Source organism: Pedobacter changchengzhani, assembly GCF_004354365.1.
Classification (GTDB): Bacteria; Bacteroidota; Bacteroidia; order Sphingobacteriales; family Sphingobacteriaceae; genus Pedobacter; species Pedobacter changchengzhani.
The window spans coordinates 535,110-552,301 of the sequence record NZ_SJCY01000001.1 but is presented as its reverse complement, the minus strand read 5'-3'; the positions used below and the strand labels follow the sequence as shown (position 1 = coordinate 552,301).

The following is a 17,192-nucleotide window of genomic DNA, read 5'->3' as shown; positions in this document are numbered from 1 at the left end:
TTGCAAGAAAGTATTTCGTTTTTTGAAGCAAAAAATTAAGCCTCCATCAATTTACTTACGTGTTGCGTAAGCGCTACAAAATCTTCTACGGATAATTGTTCGGCCCGTTTTTCAAAATAAATATGATCGTCCATTTTATCTTTAGGCATTACTGCCGAAACTGCGTTGCGCAACGTTTTTCTACGTTGGTTAAAACCCGCTTTTACTACGCGCCAAAATAGTTTTTCATCGCAATCTAAAGCCTCTACCTCGTTTCTGGTTAAGCGAATAATTGCCGAATTTACCTTAGGAGGCGGATTAAATGTACCCGGTTTGACCGTGAACAAATACTCTATTTTGTAATACGCTTGCAAAAAAACACTTAAAATGCCGTAATCCTTTGTCCCTGATGGAGATGCACAGCGTTGTGCAACTTCTTTTTGAAACATACCCACCATTTCCACAACCTTATTTCGATTATCTAAAATCTTAAATAAAATTTGAGATGAGATATTGTAAGGAAAGTTACCGATGATGGCGAATTTATCAGGAAAAAAGGCATCGAAATCCATTTTCAAAAAATCGCCGTTTATTAAACGATTGCCCACCTGCGGATATTTATCATTCAGAAAGTGGTAAGATTCGGTGTCGATATCAATCATGAAAGTTTCAAAGTTTTCTTGTTGAAGTAAAAAATCAGATAAAATACCCATTCCCGGACCAACTTCTAAAACCTGGCTGTACTTATCCGTACTTATTAAAGCATCTACAATGCGTTTTGCAATGCCTTTATCGGTTAAAAAATGTTGCCCTAAATGTTTTTTTGCTTTTACTAAACTCATATTTTATATTTTCGTTAGCCACGGAAACACAGAAAGCACGGAATGGGATAAATATTATCCAATTTTTGCTTGTAAGTGAATGCTATATTTCTATCGCTGAAATTTATACAAAATAACTAATTTTTATCGGGTAAGCATCTGTTTAATCGAAAATCAGTAATTTGCGCTAAAATTTCCAGTAATTATGAGCAATAAACTTAAAATTGGTATTAGTATAGGCGATGTAAATGGCATAGGTTTAGAGGTAATCATTAAAACATTATCCAATCCTGCTATTTTAAATTATTGTACCCCAATTGTTTATGGGCACACAAAGGTTTCTTCTTTCCATAGAAAAGCGAATAATTTGGGCGATTTTACTTTCAACGTGATTAATCATGCAAATTTAGCACAGCCGAAAAAGGCCAATATGATTAATTGTTGGGAGGAAGATGTTAAAATAGAACTAGGTCAAGTGACCGAAATAGGCGGGAAATATGCATTACTTTCTTTAGAAAGAGCAACTGCCGATTTGGTTAATGGTGATATTGATGCCTTAGTTACCGCACCAATTAATAAGCACAACATACAATCTGAAACCTTTAAATTCCCCGGACATACTGAATATCTACAAGAAAAAAGTGGTAGTAAAGATGTGCTGATGTTTTTAATTAGCGAAAGCCTAAGGGTTGGCGTAGTTACAGGCCATATTCCAGTTTCGGAAGTGCCGGGAGCGATTACGAAAGATAAGATTGTGAATAAAATTAAGCTTATAAATGATAGTTTAAAGAATGATTTTTGGATTGAAAAACCGAAAATTGCCGTTTTAGGGTTAAATCCACATGCCAGCGATAATGGTTTATTAGGTACCGAAGAAGCTGATATCATCACGCCAGCTATTCAAGAGGCATATAGTAAAGGTATTATATGTTTTGGTCCTTATCCTGCTGATGGTTTTTTCGGAAACGGAAGTTATAAGCAATTTGATGCAGTTTTGGCAATGTATCACGATCAAGGTTTAATCCCTTTCAAAACGTTGGCATTTCATAACGGGGTAAATTATACCGCAGGCTTAAACATTGTGCGCACTTCGCCAGATCATGGTACGGGTTATGATATTGCAGGAAAAGGAATAGCCGACTCTACTTCTTTTACCGAAGCATTATTTTCGGCAATACACATTGTAAAAAATCGCCGTGAGCAAGAAGAACTTATAAAAAACCAATTGCGCACCGGTGGAAAACTTGTAGAAACGCAGTTTGATATAAAGGATGATGCAACTTAAAGGGAAGCTGAAAGCAAAAAGCTGAAAGCACATCGTTCAACGCGAGTTATCGTACCATAAAAACTACTTAAGGGTTAATCAGCAAGGAACATTTGAGATAGAAGAGCAAGAACAAAGAGCAAAGATTAAAGAACAATTGCAAGTCAATAAGCCATTTTACAGCTTTCATATCACTAAATTAACTTCCCTTATTTTTTCAAGGAGAGTTTAGGGGTAGTTTAAAGTTCTTATCAACAATAGCGCTGATTTAAAAATACAAATTACTGACCAGTTATCTTCAGAAAATTACGATTTTTATGGTTATTGATGATTGAAGAGCCAACCAACACACAGCGTAAAATTATCCACATTGATATGGATGCTTTTTATGCATCTGTAGAACAAAGAGATTTTCCCGAGTATCGAGGCAAGCCTATTGTTGTTGGCGGCAAGCCCGATAGTAGAGGTGTTGTGGCTACTGCCAGTTATGAAGCAAGGGTTTATGGCATAAAATCTGCAATGTCTTGCAATAAAGCTTATCAACTCTGCCCTACGGCAATTTTCGTTTATCCTCGTTTTGATGCTTATGTAACGGTCTCTAAAGGAATTAGAGAAATTTTCAGTCGATATACTGATTTGATAGAGCCTTTATCTCTTGATGAAGCTTATTTGGATGTTACCGAAGATAAACTCGGCATTGGTTCTGCAATTGATATTGCAAGATCTATCAAAGATGCTATAAAAAACGAACTAAATTTAACTGCTTCTGCAGGTGTTTCCATCAATAAGTTTGTGGCCAAAATCGCCTCAGATATGAATAAGCCAGATGGTTTAACATTTATCGGTCCATCAAAAATTAAAGCTTTTATGGAAAAACTGCCTGTAGAAAAATTCTTCGGCATAGGAAAAGTTACTGCGGCGCGGATGAAGGCCATGCAAATTAATACAGGTGCCGATTTAAAAAAACTGCGTGAGGAACAACTTGTTGCTCAGTTCGGCAAGTCGGGCAGGTTTTATTACAAAGTTGTTCGTGGTATTGATGAACGACCAGTAAGGGCAAATAGAGCAAGCAAATCTGTTGGTGCAGAAGATACGCTGAAAGAAGACACCAACGATGCTGGCATTATGCACAGTTTACTGCAAGAAATTAGTGTAACTGTTGCCGATCGATTGCAAAAACATCAATTAAAAGGAAAAACAGTAACGCTAAAAATAAAATTTGCCGATTTTAGGCAGATTACCAGAAGTAGATCTTTCGCCACTACCATAAATGAATCGAACATTATTTATAAAGAAGCAATTAAACTTTTAGACGAGGCCGAAATTGGTACAACAGAGGTACGTTTATTAGGCATAACCTTAAGTAGATTTTATGATGATTTGCCTTTCGATACTCGAGAAGTATCCCAGTTATCATTTGATTTTTAGGGCAGAATGTTTAGGGCTAAAACAAAAAAGAGGTTGATCATTTACATGATACAACCTCTTTTTAACTTTTACTCACTTAAAAAGTGAATTTAAATTATTTCTTACCTTTTGCAGCTTCAGTTTCTGCTTGTTTTAATGCTCTAGACATTGTTACTGAAACGATTGTATCTTCAGGAATGTTTGTGATTGCATATTTTGCTTTTTGCAAATCGCGAACGCGGAATATACCACCTACTTCCAATTTCTCAATACTCACTTTAACCTCTTGAGGCATATCTGCAGGTAAAGATTTAACACGAAGTTTACGTAATTTCTGAATCAACTTACCACCCATTTTAACACCAGGTGAAGTACCAGCCAACTTTACAGGAATTTCCATAACGATTTCTTTATCATCAAATAACTGAAGAAAATCGATATGCATCAAAATATCAGTTAATGGATGAAATTGAGTATCCTTAACGATAGCTTTCGTTTTTGTGCCATTCACATCAATTTCTACAAAATTTGCATCAGGCGTGTAAATTACGTCTCTCAAATCTGCGATTACAACAGCTAAATGTTGTTGTGTTTTACCACCATACAATACCGCAGGAACTTTACCTTCGTAACGAAGCTCTTTGGCATCGCGTTTCCCTACGTTCTCTCTCGGAGAACCGCTAATTGCGATTGTTTTCATTTTTATATTTATTTAATTGTTAGTATCAAGTATTTAGTATCAAGTATCAAGAGCTGAAGCCCCACACCTTTAACCTTACACCTTATTTTTTTTTAGTATCAAGTATTTAGTATCAAGTATCAAGAGCTGAAGCCCCACACCTTTAACCTTACACCTTATTTTTTTTTTAGTATCGAGTATTTAGTATTAAGGCCTTACACCCTAAACCTTTTACCTTATACCGTAATTTAAATTTTAAAAAGCTCGCTCATCGAACCATATTCATTTACTGTTGTAATGGCGCGTGCAAATAATTCTGCAGTACTTAAAACTCTAATTTTATCGCTTTTAATAGAAACAGGAATAGTATCCGTTACAATTAACTCTGATAATACCGAATCTTCTACTGTTTTTATGGCGTCGCCAGATAATACAGCATGTGTACAAACTGCCCTTACGCTATTTGCGCCATTTTCCATAATCAAAGCCGCCGCTTTCGATAAAGTCCTTGCCGTATCGCAGATGTCGTCAATCAATACAATATCCTGTCCGGTTACATCACCAATAATCGACATTGATTCGATTTCATTGGCGCGCTTCCGCCGCTTATCACATATAATTACTTCTGCATTAAAAAACTTTGCAAAAGTACGTGCTCTATACGAACCTCCCATATCTGGAGAAGCGATTGTTAAATTTTTTAAGCCTAAGCTTTTAATGTAAGGCACAAAAATAACCGATCCATCTAAATGATCAACCGGAATATCAAAGAAACCTTGAATTTGGGCAGCGTGAAGATCCATCGTCATGATACGGTGAATACCTGCAGACTTTAATAAATTAGCCACCAACTTTGCACCTATCGCAACCCTGGGTTTATCTTTTCTATCTTGCCTTGCTAAGCCATAATAAGGAACAACGGCTGTAATATAATGTGCCGACGCTCTTTTAGCAGCATCAACCATTAAAAGAAGCTCCATTAAATTATCGCTGGGTTGATAGGTAGATTGAATGATAAAAATATCACATCCACGAACACTCTCATCAAGAGAAGGCTGAAATTCCCCATCACTAAAACGATGTGTAGTTGATTCGCCAAGCGGTTTGCCATAATGCTTAGCAATTTGCATTGCCAATTCCTTAGAACCTGTTCCCGAAAATAATTTTACTGGGTTAAACTGCAATGGCATTTCCGTGTGATTTACGGGTTAAAAAAAATCGGATTATGCTTAAAAAAACATAATCCGATGTTAAATGTTGTTGTCCGACCTGGATTCGAACCAAGACAAACAGTACCAAAAACTGTCGTACTACCCTTATACTATCGGACAAGCAATTTCAGAGTATGTCTCCGAAAGGGAATGCAAATGTAGGAACGTTATTTTAAAAATGCAAGCATGATTTGAAAAAAAATTAAATAAACTTAATTATCCCTCAAAAACCACTAAAACAGTTAAATTATGTTAAAACCCAGCAACATTTTGCAGTTAATATCGACTATATTGGTTATTTTCGGCAGCATTTTTATGCCAATACAAACTTTAAAAACATAAATAAATAATGAATTACTCAAAAGTTAACAATTTAGTAGGTTGGTTCTGCTTCGTAGTTGCAACATTATCCTATATATTAACGCTGGAACCTTCTTCCAGTTTTTGGGACTGTGGCGAATTTGTAGCCTCGGCATTTAAAATGCAAGTTGTGCACCAACCAGGTGCGCCATTATTTTTAATGATTCAACGCTTTTTCTCAATATTTGCCGGCGGTGATGATACGAAAATCGCTTATTGGATGAATGTTGGTTCAGCGGTATCGAGCGGTGCAACCATATTGTTTCTATTTTGGAGTATTACTGCAATTGCTAAAAAAATTGTTTATAAAGTAGGCGAAGAGTTAACTTCTGGTAAGTTAATTAGTATAATGGGTGCGGGCTTAGTTGGTGCCTTAGCATATACCTACTCAGATAGTTTTTGGTTTTCGGCAGTAGAATCAGAAGTTTATGCACAATCTTCAATGTTTACCGCAATAGTTTTTTGGGGAATTTTAAAGTGGGATGCTCATGCAGATGAACCTAAAGCCGATAGGTGGTTACTGTTCATCGCATACATTATGGGCTTATCAATTGGGGTTCACTTACTAAACTTGTTAACCATTCCGGCAATGGCATTTGTTTATTATTTTAGAAGAACAGAAAAACCCACTACATCAGGCATTTTCAAAACCTTGGCTGCTGGTATTTTTGTGTTAGGTTTCATTCAATATGGCGTAATTCAATACATTGTTTCACTTGGCGCTTATTTCGATTTGTTTTTTGTAAATAGTTTAGGCTTAGGTTTTGGTACTGGTGTATTATTTTTCGCAATTTTAATAATTGTTGGTTTTGTTGTTGCAATTCGTTATAGCATCCAACATCAAAATAAAATTTTAAATCTAGCTTTACTTTCTACGGTACTAATTATTTTCGGCTATTGCTCTTTCGCTATGATTATCATTCGCGCTCAAGCAGATCCTAACTTAAATAATAGTGCTCCGAAAGATGCTTTTTCGTTTTTAAGCTACGTAAACCGCGAGCAATACGGCGACAGACCTTTACTGTTTGGCCCTAATTACAACTCCGAAAGAGAAGATAATGTAACTGAAGGTAAAAACATTTATAGAAAAGGCGATGAGAAGTATGAAATAGCAGGCAAAAAAACAGATGTTGCTTATAAAGATGTTACTTTATTACCACGTATGTATAGCGATGATGCAAGGCATGCAGATTTTTACAAAGAATGGATGCATCTCGATCCGAGTAAAAAACCCAATGTAGTGGATAATGTTGGCTTTCTGTTTTCTTATCAAATTGGCTACATGTACATGCGTTATTTTATGTGGAATTTTGTTGGCCGCCAAAATGATGTTCAAGGTCAAGGTAGTGGTTTTGAAGGCGAATGGCTAAGTGGTGTAAAACCAATCGACGCTTTAAGATTGGGCAATCAAACCAATTTACCACCATCAACAGTTGACAGCAAAGCATATAACAGATTCTTTTTCTTACCATTTATACTCGGTATTATTGGTGCAGTTTGGTTATTCCAACGCAACCCGAAGTTTGGCGGTGTAGTGGCTCTACTTTTCTTTTTTACAGGTATCGCGATCGTTCTATACTTAAATCAAAAACCATTAGAACCACGTGAACGAGATTACGCTTACACGGGCTCATTTTACGCATTCTCTATATTTATTGGCTTGGGCGTATTGGGTTTAAGGGAATGGATTTTTCAAAAACTTACACCAACTGTAGGCGCAATTGCGGCAACAGTTATTGGGCTATTTGCTGCGCCAATAATAATGGCACAACAAGGCTGGGATGATCATGATCGTTCTACAAAATTGGTAACGCATGATATAGCTATAGATTACTTACAATCGTGCGCGCCTAATGCAATTCTATTCACCTACGGCGATAACGATACTTATCCACTTTGGTATATTCAAGAGGTTGAGAAAGTAAGACCTGATATACGCATTGTAAACTTAAGTTTATTCGATACCGACTGGTATATAAATGGTATGAAACAGAAACAGAATGATTCTGCACCATTGCCAATCTCAATGAAACCTTCTCAATACGTGCAAGGCGTACGTGATGTTTTACCAGTTGATTCTAGGTTTGCCGGCAGTATAGAACTGAAAGATTTAGTTGGCGTAATGTTATCAGATAATAAAAATGATAAGGTTGAAATGCAAGGCGGAACATTCGCAAACTTCTTGCCAACGAAAAACATAAAAATGACGATTAATCCACAGGAAGTTATTGCAAGCGGAACAGTTGCAGCAGCCGATAGTGCGAAAATTACACCAGTAATGGAATGGAAGTTTAACAAGGGATATGTAACCAAAGGAACATTAGCCATGTTGGATATTTTAGCCCACAACAATTGGAAAAGGCCTATTTATTTCGCATCAACAGTACCATCCGACCAATATAATGGCTTAGATAAGTTTTTATACAGTGAAGGTATGGCTTTGCGTTTAGTACCTTTTAAGCCAGATACAGCCTCAGGAAATAACAGACCTGATTTGATTAATGTACCGGTAACCTACAACAACGTAATGACGAAGTTTAAGTGGGGCAATATGAAAACAGCTAAATATTTAGACCCACAATCATCAGATGATACTTTTATTTTCACAAACCTATTTAATAGTTTGGCGCAAAATTTAATACAAGAAGGTAAAGCCGAAGATGCAAAAAAAGTTGTAGATCGCTATTTCGCGGTAATGCCTCAAACTTTTTATGGCATACGAACTGTTTTAGGCCGCAACCAGATGGCAGAAAATTTATATAATCTGGGTGAAACGGATAAGGCTAACGATATGATTAACGCATCGGCAGATTACATTCAGAAAGAGCTGAACTATTTGGCAGATATATCCAAATCAAAAAATGGCATTACGGGTACGCAAAATGTACAAACTGGGTTTTATTTGCTAAACCAAATGGCAGAAGCCACTAAAGCAAACAAACAGATAAAGTTAAATGCTAAAATAGATAAAATATTAAATGGGTTAGAGGCACGGTTCTCAATATACTTTCAACGGTAGAAAGTAACATGTAAAAAAAAGCGTTGCAATTTGTTTTGCAACGCTTTTTTTTTACAATAACCCAAAAAAACTTAAGTATAGCAATAACAAGAATTTACTTTTTAAAAATAATTAGTAAATTGATGTTTTAAATTTGGGCGTTGCCCGATGAAAAATCGGGCGCGGGCTGTCTGGGGGTTCGCTTCGCTACCGTGCCAATAAAAAATTGGCACCAAGCCCCGCCCATCCCTAACGCTAGCAAACAGCCAATATAACTGCAACAGGATGTTTTTTTTTGCGTTAACGATTGTAGCGGCATCCTTTTTGGCTGTCATCCTGAGCGTAGTCGAAGGACAGCCAAAAAGATACAGCGAAAAGCGTGTTAAAACGCCCAAAAAATATTTTAACTATTTAAAATTTACAAAATTTTAATACAAAACCCACTTCCAGCTTTTGTATATATTGTGGTTGCAAAAAAAAACCCTGTGTCGTTATAGCAAAACAGGATTTTTTGTTTCAATTAATTTAATATTATTCGTTTACAACGCCCATGGCGCAAAACTTATTAATTCTTTTTTCGATCAGCTTATCGGTTTTTTCTTTACCTAAAATAGCCAAATCGCCAATAATTTTATCTTTTAAGGTTTGTCCCATCAATTCTGGGTTTTGATGCGCTCCACCCAAAGGTTCGGTTATTATTCCATCAATAAGGTGGTTGCCAAACATATCCTCAGATGTCAGTTTTAAACATTCGGCTGCTTTTTCTTTAAAATCCCAGCTTCTCCATAATATAGACGAACACGACTCTGGAGAAATTACCGAGTACCAAGTGTGTTCTAACATATAAACGCGATCGCCGATACCAATACCTAAAGCACCACCAGAAGCACCTTCGCCAATAACAATACAAATAATTGGCACTTTTAATACCGACATTTCTAACAAATTACGCGCAATTGCCTCACCTTGTCCACGCTCTTCGGCTTCTAACCCAGGGTAAGCGCCCATTGTATCAATAAAAGAAATTACGGGTTTATTAAACTTTTCTGCCAAGCGCATTAAACGCAATGCTTTGCGGTAACCTTCGGGGTTAGCCATACCAAAATTGCGGTATTGGCGCTCTTTGGTGTTTTTACCCTTTTGGTGACCGATAACCATTACCGTTTGCCCGTTAATTGAGGCAAAACCACCAATTATCGCTTTATCATCTTTAACCGTTCTATCGCCATGTAGTTCAATAAAATCATCGCAAATCATGCTAATATAATCCATCGTTTGCGGCCGATCTGCATGACGGCTCATTTGAACTTTTTGCCATCCTGTTAAGTTGCTGTAAACTTCTTTGGTTGTTTCATCTATTTTAAGCTGGAGCTCTTCTAAAGTGGCAGACATATCTACCTTAGTTTTTTCGGCCACTTGTTTAACCTTTTCAACTTGTTGAACAAGATCGGCTATAGGCTTTTCAAAATCGAATGATGTTTTTATTTCGTTCATGGGGCGGTAAAATTAACGATAAAAATTTAATTATAAATAATTAGATGGTACAGAAAATTAATTTGGCATATATTGACTGTCTATCTCAAACAAAAAGACAAACAAATTTCATTTTTTACTACCTTTGACAACCATAAACAAAAATTGATAATTTAAACGACATCAATATAATATGATTATTGAACCAAGAATGCGAGGTTTTATATGTTTAACATCACACCCTGATGGTTGTGCCGAGAACGTAAAAAACCAGATTGAATATGTAAAATCTAAAGGTGCGATTAACGGCCCGAAAAAAGTGTTGGTAATTGGAGCTTCTACAGGTTTCGGCTTAGCCTCAAGAATTACTGCTGCTTATGGCTCAAACGCAGCTACAATTGGCGTGTATTTCGAAAAACCACCTCAACAAGGTAAAACAGCTTCGCCAGGGTGGTACAATACGGCAGCTTTTGAACATGAAGCCCACCAAAGTGATTTATATGCAAAAAGTATTAATGGTGATGCTTTTAGTGATGAGGTAAAAAAAACAACGCTCGATTTAATTAAGGCCGATTTAGGGCAAGTAGATTTAGTTATTTACAGCCTAGCATCTCCGGTTAGAAAAAATCCAAAAACTGAAGTTTTACATCGTTCTACTTTAAAACCAATTGGTGGCTCTTTTACAAATAAAACAGTTGATTTTCATACAGGTATCGTTTCTGATATTTCCATAGATTCGGCAAATGAGGAAGAAATAGAAAATACAGTTGCCGTAATGGGTGGCGAAGATTGGGAGATGTGGATTGATGCTTTAAAAGCTGAAAATTTACTCGCTGAAGGCGCACTAACTGTAGCATATTCTTATATAGGACCTTCGTTAACTGAAGCCGTTTACCGCAAAGGAACAATTGGACGTGCTAAAGATCATTTAGAAGCAACTGCATTTACAATTAGTGATAAATTAAAAGACATTAACGGAAAGGCTTATGTTTCGGTGAATAAAGCGCTGGTAACACAGGCAAGTTCTGCAATCCCTGTTATTCCACTTTATATTTCTTTGCTGTACAAAGTGATGAAAGAAGAAGGCATACATGAAGGCACAATTGAGCAAATTCAACGTTTGTACGCCGATAGATTATATACCGGAAATGAAATTGCGGTTGACGAAAAAGGTAGAATAAGAATAGACGATTGGGAAATGCGTGAAGATGTTCAAGCTAAGGTTGCTAAACTTTGGGAAGAATCTACCACAGAAACTTTACCTAACCTTGGAGATTTAGCTGGATATAAATCAGATTTCTTAAGCTTATTCGGTTTCGAAGTTGACCATGTAGATTATAAAGCCGAAGCCAATGAAATGGTTGCGATTGAAGGTTTAGTAGAATTGTAGTTAAGGTATAAAACCCTATTTTATATAGTCCCAAACGGCTGACAAAATTTGTCAGCCGTTTTTTTTTGAGACAAATGATTGAGTTATGTTTTGAGAAGAAAAATAGCTTAAACGCATGTTGATGTAAAATAAAAGAGCCAACCAAACCTTAAACCGCAATCTGGCGCAAGCGTCTCGCTTGTGACTTAAAATTAAAGTTGAGTAAAAAACTGGAAATATCTCTTATTTTACCCACTACATCACAAGCGGGACGCTTGCGCTAGAATAACCGAGCATAGACTCGCGCTAGATGGGGATTGAGTTATGTTTTGAGAAGAAAAATAGCTTAAACGTATGTCTATGTAAAATATAAAGAGCCAACCAAAACCTTAAACCGCAATCTGGCGCAAGCGTCTCGCTTGTGACTTAAAATTAAAGTTGAGTAAAAAACTGGAAATATCTCTTATTTTCCCACTACATCACAAGCGGGACGCTTGCGCTAGAATAACCGAGCATAGACTTGCGCTAGATGGGGCTAGAATAACCGAGCATAGACTTGCGCTAGATGGAGCTTATTCGGTTTCGAAGTTGACCATGTAGATTATAAAGCCGAAGCCAATGAAATGGTTGCGATTGAAGGTTTAGTAGAATTGTAGTTAAGGTATAAAACCCTATTTTATATAGTCCCAAACGGCTGACAAAATTTGTCAGCCGTTTTTTTTTGAGACAAATGATTGAGTTATGTTTTGAGAAGAAAAATAGCTTAAACGCATGTTGATACAAAATAAAAGAGCAAACCAAACCTTAAACTACAAAGGAAAATTAACAACTCCTTGAAAAAAGGATGGGAGTTAGCGTGATGGTTATTCATGATTCAATTTATAATTAACTAGTTTTAGGTGGCCTTATGCAACCTGCATTAACGGTTACTGAACAAAGTTTTTTCTAACCCCGATTGCAGTGAGCACGGAATGTAATGGAGTAAAACGGAAAGCGGGACTGACTTAAAAAAACGCTACTGTCGTTACTTTTTCAAAAAATCGTTAACAATCTAAATTCAAAACGAAGCAATATTTAAGCTATTTTCTTAGGTGCTTTTTTCTTCGGAAAGGCCAAAGAGGCCACAACACTAACGACCAAAATTGCTAAAATAACAATTAACGAATGTTTGGTAGTGAAACCTATTCGCTCTAAATACACATGCCCAAGCATTTTTACGCCAATAAAAGCGAGTAAAATTGCCAATCCGGTTTTTAAATAATGGAATTTATGAATAATATTTACCAATAAGAAGAACATGGAACGCAAGCCCATTATGGCGAAAATATTAGAGAAAAATACAATATAAGGGTCTTTTGTGACTGCAAAAATTGCCGGAATAGAATCAACTGCAAAAAGTAAATCGGTAAATTCTACAATTAACAACACCAAAAATAATGGCGTAACCAAACGTTTGTGGTCAATTTTTATAAAGAAATTTTTGCCTTCATACTTAGGGTGAATGGAGAATATTTTTGATGCCCATTTTACAACGGGATGATTTTCTGGATCTATTTTATCATCATCATCGTTACTAAAAAACATTTTTACACCGGTAAAAACCAAGAAAGCACCAAAAATATAAAGAATCCACCCAAACTTGGTAATTAGCGCAGCGCCAACAAAAATGAAGATAAAACGCATTATAATGGCGCCTAAAATACCCCAAAACAACACACGGTGATAGTATTTTTCCTCAACAGAAAAAGCCGAAAATATTAAAACGATTACAAAAATGTTATCGATAGAAAGTGCGTATTCAATAACGTAACCTGTTAAAAACTCTAAACCTAGGTTTTGTTTATAAATGGCTAAACTCTGTTCAAAATCATCGGGAACGATTTTGATGTGGTGCTGATGCCGAACAATTATTTCTTTTAAGTGCGCAAAATCGGTAATTCCATGTAATTCCTGACCTTCGGTAATTAACACAAAATAGAAACCAATGGCCATAGCCACCATAATTAAGCTCATTATGCCAGCTTGTTTTAAGCTAACAACGTGTTCTTTTTTACTAAAAAGACCTAAATCCAATGCCAAAATTAAAGCAATGAATAAAAGGAAGCCAATACTGAAAAGTAATTCGTTGCTCATTATTTTTTACGTTCGGTGGTGTATAAAACGAGTTGCTCTAAACCTGTTCTCGCTTCTCCAGCCTCAAATTGATGTAAAATATCAAAAGCTTCCTTTTGGTATGCTAACATTTTTTGATTGGCGTAGTAAACACCCTGTTTCTCATTTACAAAATCGATAATTTGCTGAATTTTTGGCGCTTCGTCTTGATGATTTTTAACTAAATTAATGATCCGTTTTCTTTCGACTTTATCGGCCTTATTTAACGCATAAATTAATGGCAAAGTAACCTTTTTCTCTTTAATATCTATCCCCAAAGGTTTACCAACATCATCAGTCCCAAAATCGAAGGTATCATCTTTAATTTGAAAAGCTATACCAACTTTTTCGCCAAACAAGCGCATTTTTTCAATCGTTGCATCATCTGCACCAGAAGACGCAGCACCCGCAGCACAGCACGAAGCAATTAACGAAGCCGTTTTCTGGCGGATTACATCGAAATATAAATCTTCGGAAATATCCATCTTCCTAACCTTTTCCACCTGCAACAATTCACCCTCACTCATTTGTTTTACCGCTTCTGATACAATTTGTAACAACCGATGCTCGTTATTGTTTACAGAAAGTAGTAATCCCTTTGCCAAAAGATAATCGCCCACTAAAACGGCAATTTTATTTTTCCATAATGCATTAATAGAGAAAAAGCCTCTACGCTCGTAAGCGTTATCAACCACATCATCATGTACAAGCGTAGCGGTATGTAAAAGCTCTACCAACGCAGCGCCCCGGTGTGTAGATTCGGTAATGCCACCGCATAATTTTGCAGCAAAAAACACAAACATTGGGCGCATTTGCTTACCCTTTTGTTTTACAATATAATGGGTAATTCTATCCAACAACGGTGCGTCGCTGTGCATCGATTCTTTAAAGGTTTTCTCAAACGCTTTAATATCTGTGGCTATAGGTTTCTTTATCTGTTCGATTCCCGGCATTAAGGCGAAAAATTTTGATTGCAAACTTAAGCTAATTTCTTTTAATAAGATAATCTATTGTAGCGCAGAATTGCGTAACGGGAAACAATGGGCGGAATGGGATATTTCTTTACTTATGCATTGCATTTGATTGATAGAATTTGGGGAAATTTGAAAATGCAGTAAAGTTGAAATAGCCTCTTTTTTCAAAACTTTGCCTGCAAAAGATGGTTGCTTTTTTTTATACTTAAAATTTGGATTGATAATTACAATTCATTTATAATTAGTATTTGGGCGTTTTAATCCCGAAATTTCGGGACTTTAGCTTTTTGGTAGAAAAAACCAAAAAGCCTGCCTGCCGGACAGGCCAGGGATATCGCTCCAATCGTTAACGCTAGCGACGAGTAAAAAACGATATTTCATTATCCCGGCGTTATGGCTTTAGTACATCGCACGCTTAACAAGATTGGAAATTCGAGCCTAACCCAAAATATCTCTCACAATCATTTCTGCATGTACTCTCGAATTTTCGATAAACAGCTTGTGCGTATCTAAACCGCCACAAACTACACCTGCTAAATATAACCCTTTAACATTGGTTTCCATCGTTTCTTCATTGTAAACGGGGCACAAACTATCTGGCAAATCAATGCCAAATTTCCTCAACATAGCAAAATCGGGCTGATAACCGGTCATGGCAATTACGAAATCGTTGGGTATCGTTATAATACCTTCAGGGGTTTTAATATCGACGTCGTTTTCTTTAATTTCCATCAATTCTGAATCAAAGTAAGCCGTTATCGCTCCTTCGTTAATCCGGTTCTGAATATCAGGGCGTACCCAGTATTTCACATTCGGGCCAAGTTCTCCGCTTCGGATAATCATGGTAACGTTTGCGCCTTTTCTGTATGTCTCTAAAGCGGCATCTACGCCAGAGTTATTTGCGCCAACAACAACTACATTTTGAAAAGCATATAAATGTGGATCTTTGTAATAATGGGTAACCTTTGGCAAGTTTTCGCCTTTTACATTCATTAATAGTGGCACATCGTAAAAACCTGTCGCTACAACAACATTGCTGGCAATATAATCAGCTTTAGAAGTAGTAATTTCGAAAACATCATCCGCATCTTTTACTACCCGGTTTACAGTTTCAAAAAGATTGATTTTTAAGCTAAATTTTTCTGCCACTCTACGGTAATATTCTACGGCTTCGTTACGGTTTGGCTTAGGATTGATGGTAACAAATGGAACGCCACCAATTTCTAATTTTTGCGAGGTAGAGAAGAAAGTCATGAAAACTGGATAGTTGAACAAACTATTAACCAATGCACCTTTTTCTATAATCACATAACTTAAATTGGCTTTTTGCGCTTCGATAGCGCAAGCCATTCCGATGGGTCCGGCGCCGATGATGACGATATCGAATTGGTTTGTGGTATTATTTTTATTAGCAATCATATATTTTAATAAAAATTTACTTTGCAGGCACTATGATACAAAAGGAGTTTTTTCGTTAGTGAGTTCTCCGCGGATTGATTTTTCCATAATCGTTCTACATTCCTCAAGTGGCAAACCTAAACCCATTACAAACATTAACTTAGTTACGGTTGCTTCAAAAGTTAAGTCGAAGCCACTTAAAACGCCCATTTTTTGCAATTCTTTACTTGTTTCGTAGCGTCCTAATTGCACCGAACCTTTTTTACATTGCGAAATATCGATGATAATTTTTCCATTAGCGATAGCATCTTTTAAACTATCTAAAAACCACTGCACCGTAGTGGTATTACCCGAGCCAAAGGTTTCTAAAATAATTGCATCTACTTTAGATGTTGTAATGGCTTGAACAGCTTGTGGCGTAATGCCGGGGTATAATTTAAGCACACCGATATTAGCATTAAAGTTTGTTCTTAAAATTAGCTTCTCGGTAGGCGGTTTTAAAATATAGTTTTTATTAAACTGCAAATGCACACCTGCTTCTGCCAAAACAGCGTAATTTGGCGACCTAAAAGCTTCGAATTTTTCGCTATTGTATTTTATAGAGCGATTGCCCCTAAAAAGTTGCGAATCAAAATAGATGCATACTTCGGGCACTAACGATTTTCCATTTTCCTTGGCCGCAGCGATTTCTAAAGCGGTAATTAAATTTTCCTTTGCATCTGTACGAATTTCTCCGATGGGCAATTGAGAGCCTGTTAAAACCACAGGTTTATCCAAATTTTCGAGCATAAAACTGAGTGCAGATGCTGTAAAAGCCATGGTATCTGAACCATGAAGGATTACAAAACCATCATATAAATCGTAATTTTTGTACACCAACTCCGCCAATGTTTTCCAAATTTCTGGATCCATGTTAGAGGAATCCAAAACAGGATCAAAAGAATGGACTTCCAAATGGTAATTCAATCGACTCAACTCTGGCACGTTTTCCTTTATCTGTTCAAAATTAAAAGGAATTAACATGCCATTAACTGGATCGTTCACCATACCGATGGTACCACCAGTATAAATTACAAAAATTTTATTCATTTGGTTTTGGAAAGGTTGC

Annotated in this window: 12 protein-coding genes; 4 read left to right on the top strand and 8 right to left on the bottom strand. The window is 36.5% G+C overall.

Features of this window, described 5'->3' with window-relative positions; all coding sequences use genetic code 11:
• Nucleotides 1–35: 35 nt before the first annotated feature.
• Nucleotides 36–821, bottom strand: coding sequence for a 16S rRNA (adenine(1518)-N(6)/adenine(1519)-N(6))-dimethyltransferase RsmA (gene rsmA, locus EZJ43_RS02465; RefSeq protein ID WP_133261068.1), 786 nt, complete (start codon nucleotides 819–821; stop codon nucleotides 36–38).
• A gap of 184 nt (nucleotides 822–1,005) precedes the next feature.
• Here rsmA and pdxA point away from each other — a divergent pair, with 184 nt between their 5' ends.
• On the top strand, nucleotides 1,006–2,085 hold the full coding sequence (gene pdxA / locus EZJ43_RS02460) for a 4-hydroxythreonine-4-phosphate dehydrogenase PdxA (RefSeq protein ID WP_133261067.1): 1,080 nt from the start codon (nucleotides 1,006–1,008) through the stop codon (nucleotides 2,083–2,085).
• A gap of 306 nt (nucleotides 2,086–2,391) precedes the next feature.
• Nucleotides 2,392–3,492, top strand: coding sequence for a DNA polymerase IV (gene dinB / locus EZJ43_RS02455; RefSeq protein ID WP_133261066.1), 1,101 nt, complete (start codon nucleotides 2,392–2,394; stop codon nucleotides 3,490–3,492).
• A 94-nt stretch (nucleotides 3,493–3,586) separates the two neighbouring features.
• Here dinB and EZJ43_RS02450 read toward each other — a convergent pair whose 3' ends face one another.
• Nucleotides 3,587–4,171 (bottom strand): 50S ribosomal protein L25/general stress protein Ctc, encoded by a 585-nt coding sequence (locus EZJ43_RS02450; RefSeq protein ID WP_133261065.1) that lies wholly within the window; start codon nucleotides 4,169–4,171, stop codon nucleotides 3,587–3,589.
• A 227-nt stretch (nucleotides 4,172–4,398) separates the two neighbouring features.
• Entirely contained in the window at nucleotides 4,399–5,340 is a 942-nt protein-coding gene (locus tag EZJ43_RS02445; RefSeq protein ID WP_133261064.1) for a ribose-phosphate pyrophosphokinase, read from the bottom strand.
• Nucleotides 5,341–5,710: 370 nt separating this feature from the next.
• Here EZJ43_RS02445 and EZJ43_RS02435 point away from each other — a divergent pair, with 370 nt between their 5' ends.
• Complete coding sequence (locus EZJ43_RS02435) at nucleotides 5,711–8,740, top strand: glycosyltransferase family 117 protein (protein ID WP_133261063.1); 3,030 nt, start codon at nucleotides 5,711–5,713, stop codon at nucleotides 8,738–8,740.
• Between the two features lie 510 nt (nucleotides 8,741–9,250).
• On the opposite strand, the gene EZJ43_RS02430 is transcribed toward EZJ43_RS02435, so the two are convergent.
• Nucleotides 9,251–10,213 carry an acetyl-CoA carboxylase carboxyltransferase subunit alpha gene (locus tag EZJ43_RS02430; protein ID WP_133261062.1) on the bottom strand — a complete coding sequence of 321 codons (963 nt, stop codon included), beginning with the start codon at nucleotides 10,211–10,213 and terminating at the stop codon, nucleotides 9,251–9,253.
• A 172-nt stretch (nucleotides 10,214–10,385) separates the two neighbouring features.
• Here EZJ43_RS02430 and fabV point away from each other — a divergent pair, with 172 nt between their 5' ends.
• The gene (fabV, locus tag EZJ43_RS02425) at nucleotides 10,386–11,582 is read left to right on the top strand and encodes an enoyl-ACP reductase FabV (protein ID WP_133261061.1); all 1,197 of its coding nucleotides are present in this window, start codon (nucleotides 10,386–10,388) and stop codon (nucleotides 11,580–11,582) included.
• A gap of 1,053 nt (nucleotides 11,583–12,635) precedes the next feature.
• Here the strand turns inward: fabV and EZJ43_RS02420 are convergent.
• The 4 genes from EZJ43_RS02420 to EZJ43_RS02405 form a co-directional block, all read right to left on the bottom strand.
• Entirely contained in the window at nucleotides 12,636–13,694 is a 1,059-nt protein-coding gene (locus EZJ43_RS02420) for a TerC/Alx family metal homeostasis membrane protein (RefSeq protein ID WP_133261060.1), read from the bottom strand.
• Nucleotides 13,694–14,665 carry a polyprenyl synthetase family protein gene (locus EZJ43_RS02415; RefSeq protein ID WP_133261059.1) on the bottom strand — a complete coding sequence of 324 codons (972 nt, stop codon included), beginning with the start codon at nucleotides 14,663–14,665 and terminating at the stop codon, nucleotides 13,694–13,696. Before EZJ43_RS02415 ends, EZJ43_RS02420 begins: the two co-directional genes overlap by 1 nt.
• A gap of 459 nt (nucleotides 14,666–15,124) precedes the next feature.
• Nucleotides 15,125–16,105 (bottom strand): YpdA family putative bacillithiol disulfide reductase, encoded by a 981-nt coding sequence (locus tag EZJ43_RS02410; protein WP_133261058.1) that lies wholly within the window; start codon nucleotides 16,103–16,105, stop codon nucleotides 15,125–15,127.
• Nucleotides 16,106–16,135: 30 nt separating this feature from the next.
• Nucleotides 16,136–17,173, bottom strand: coding sequence for an asparaginase (locus EZJ43_RS02405; RefSeq protein ID WP_133261057.1), 1,038 nt, complete (start codon nucleotides 17,171–17,173; stop codon nucleotides 16,136–16,138).
• Nucleotides 17,174–17,192: the final 19 nt, after the last annotated feature.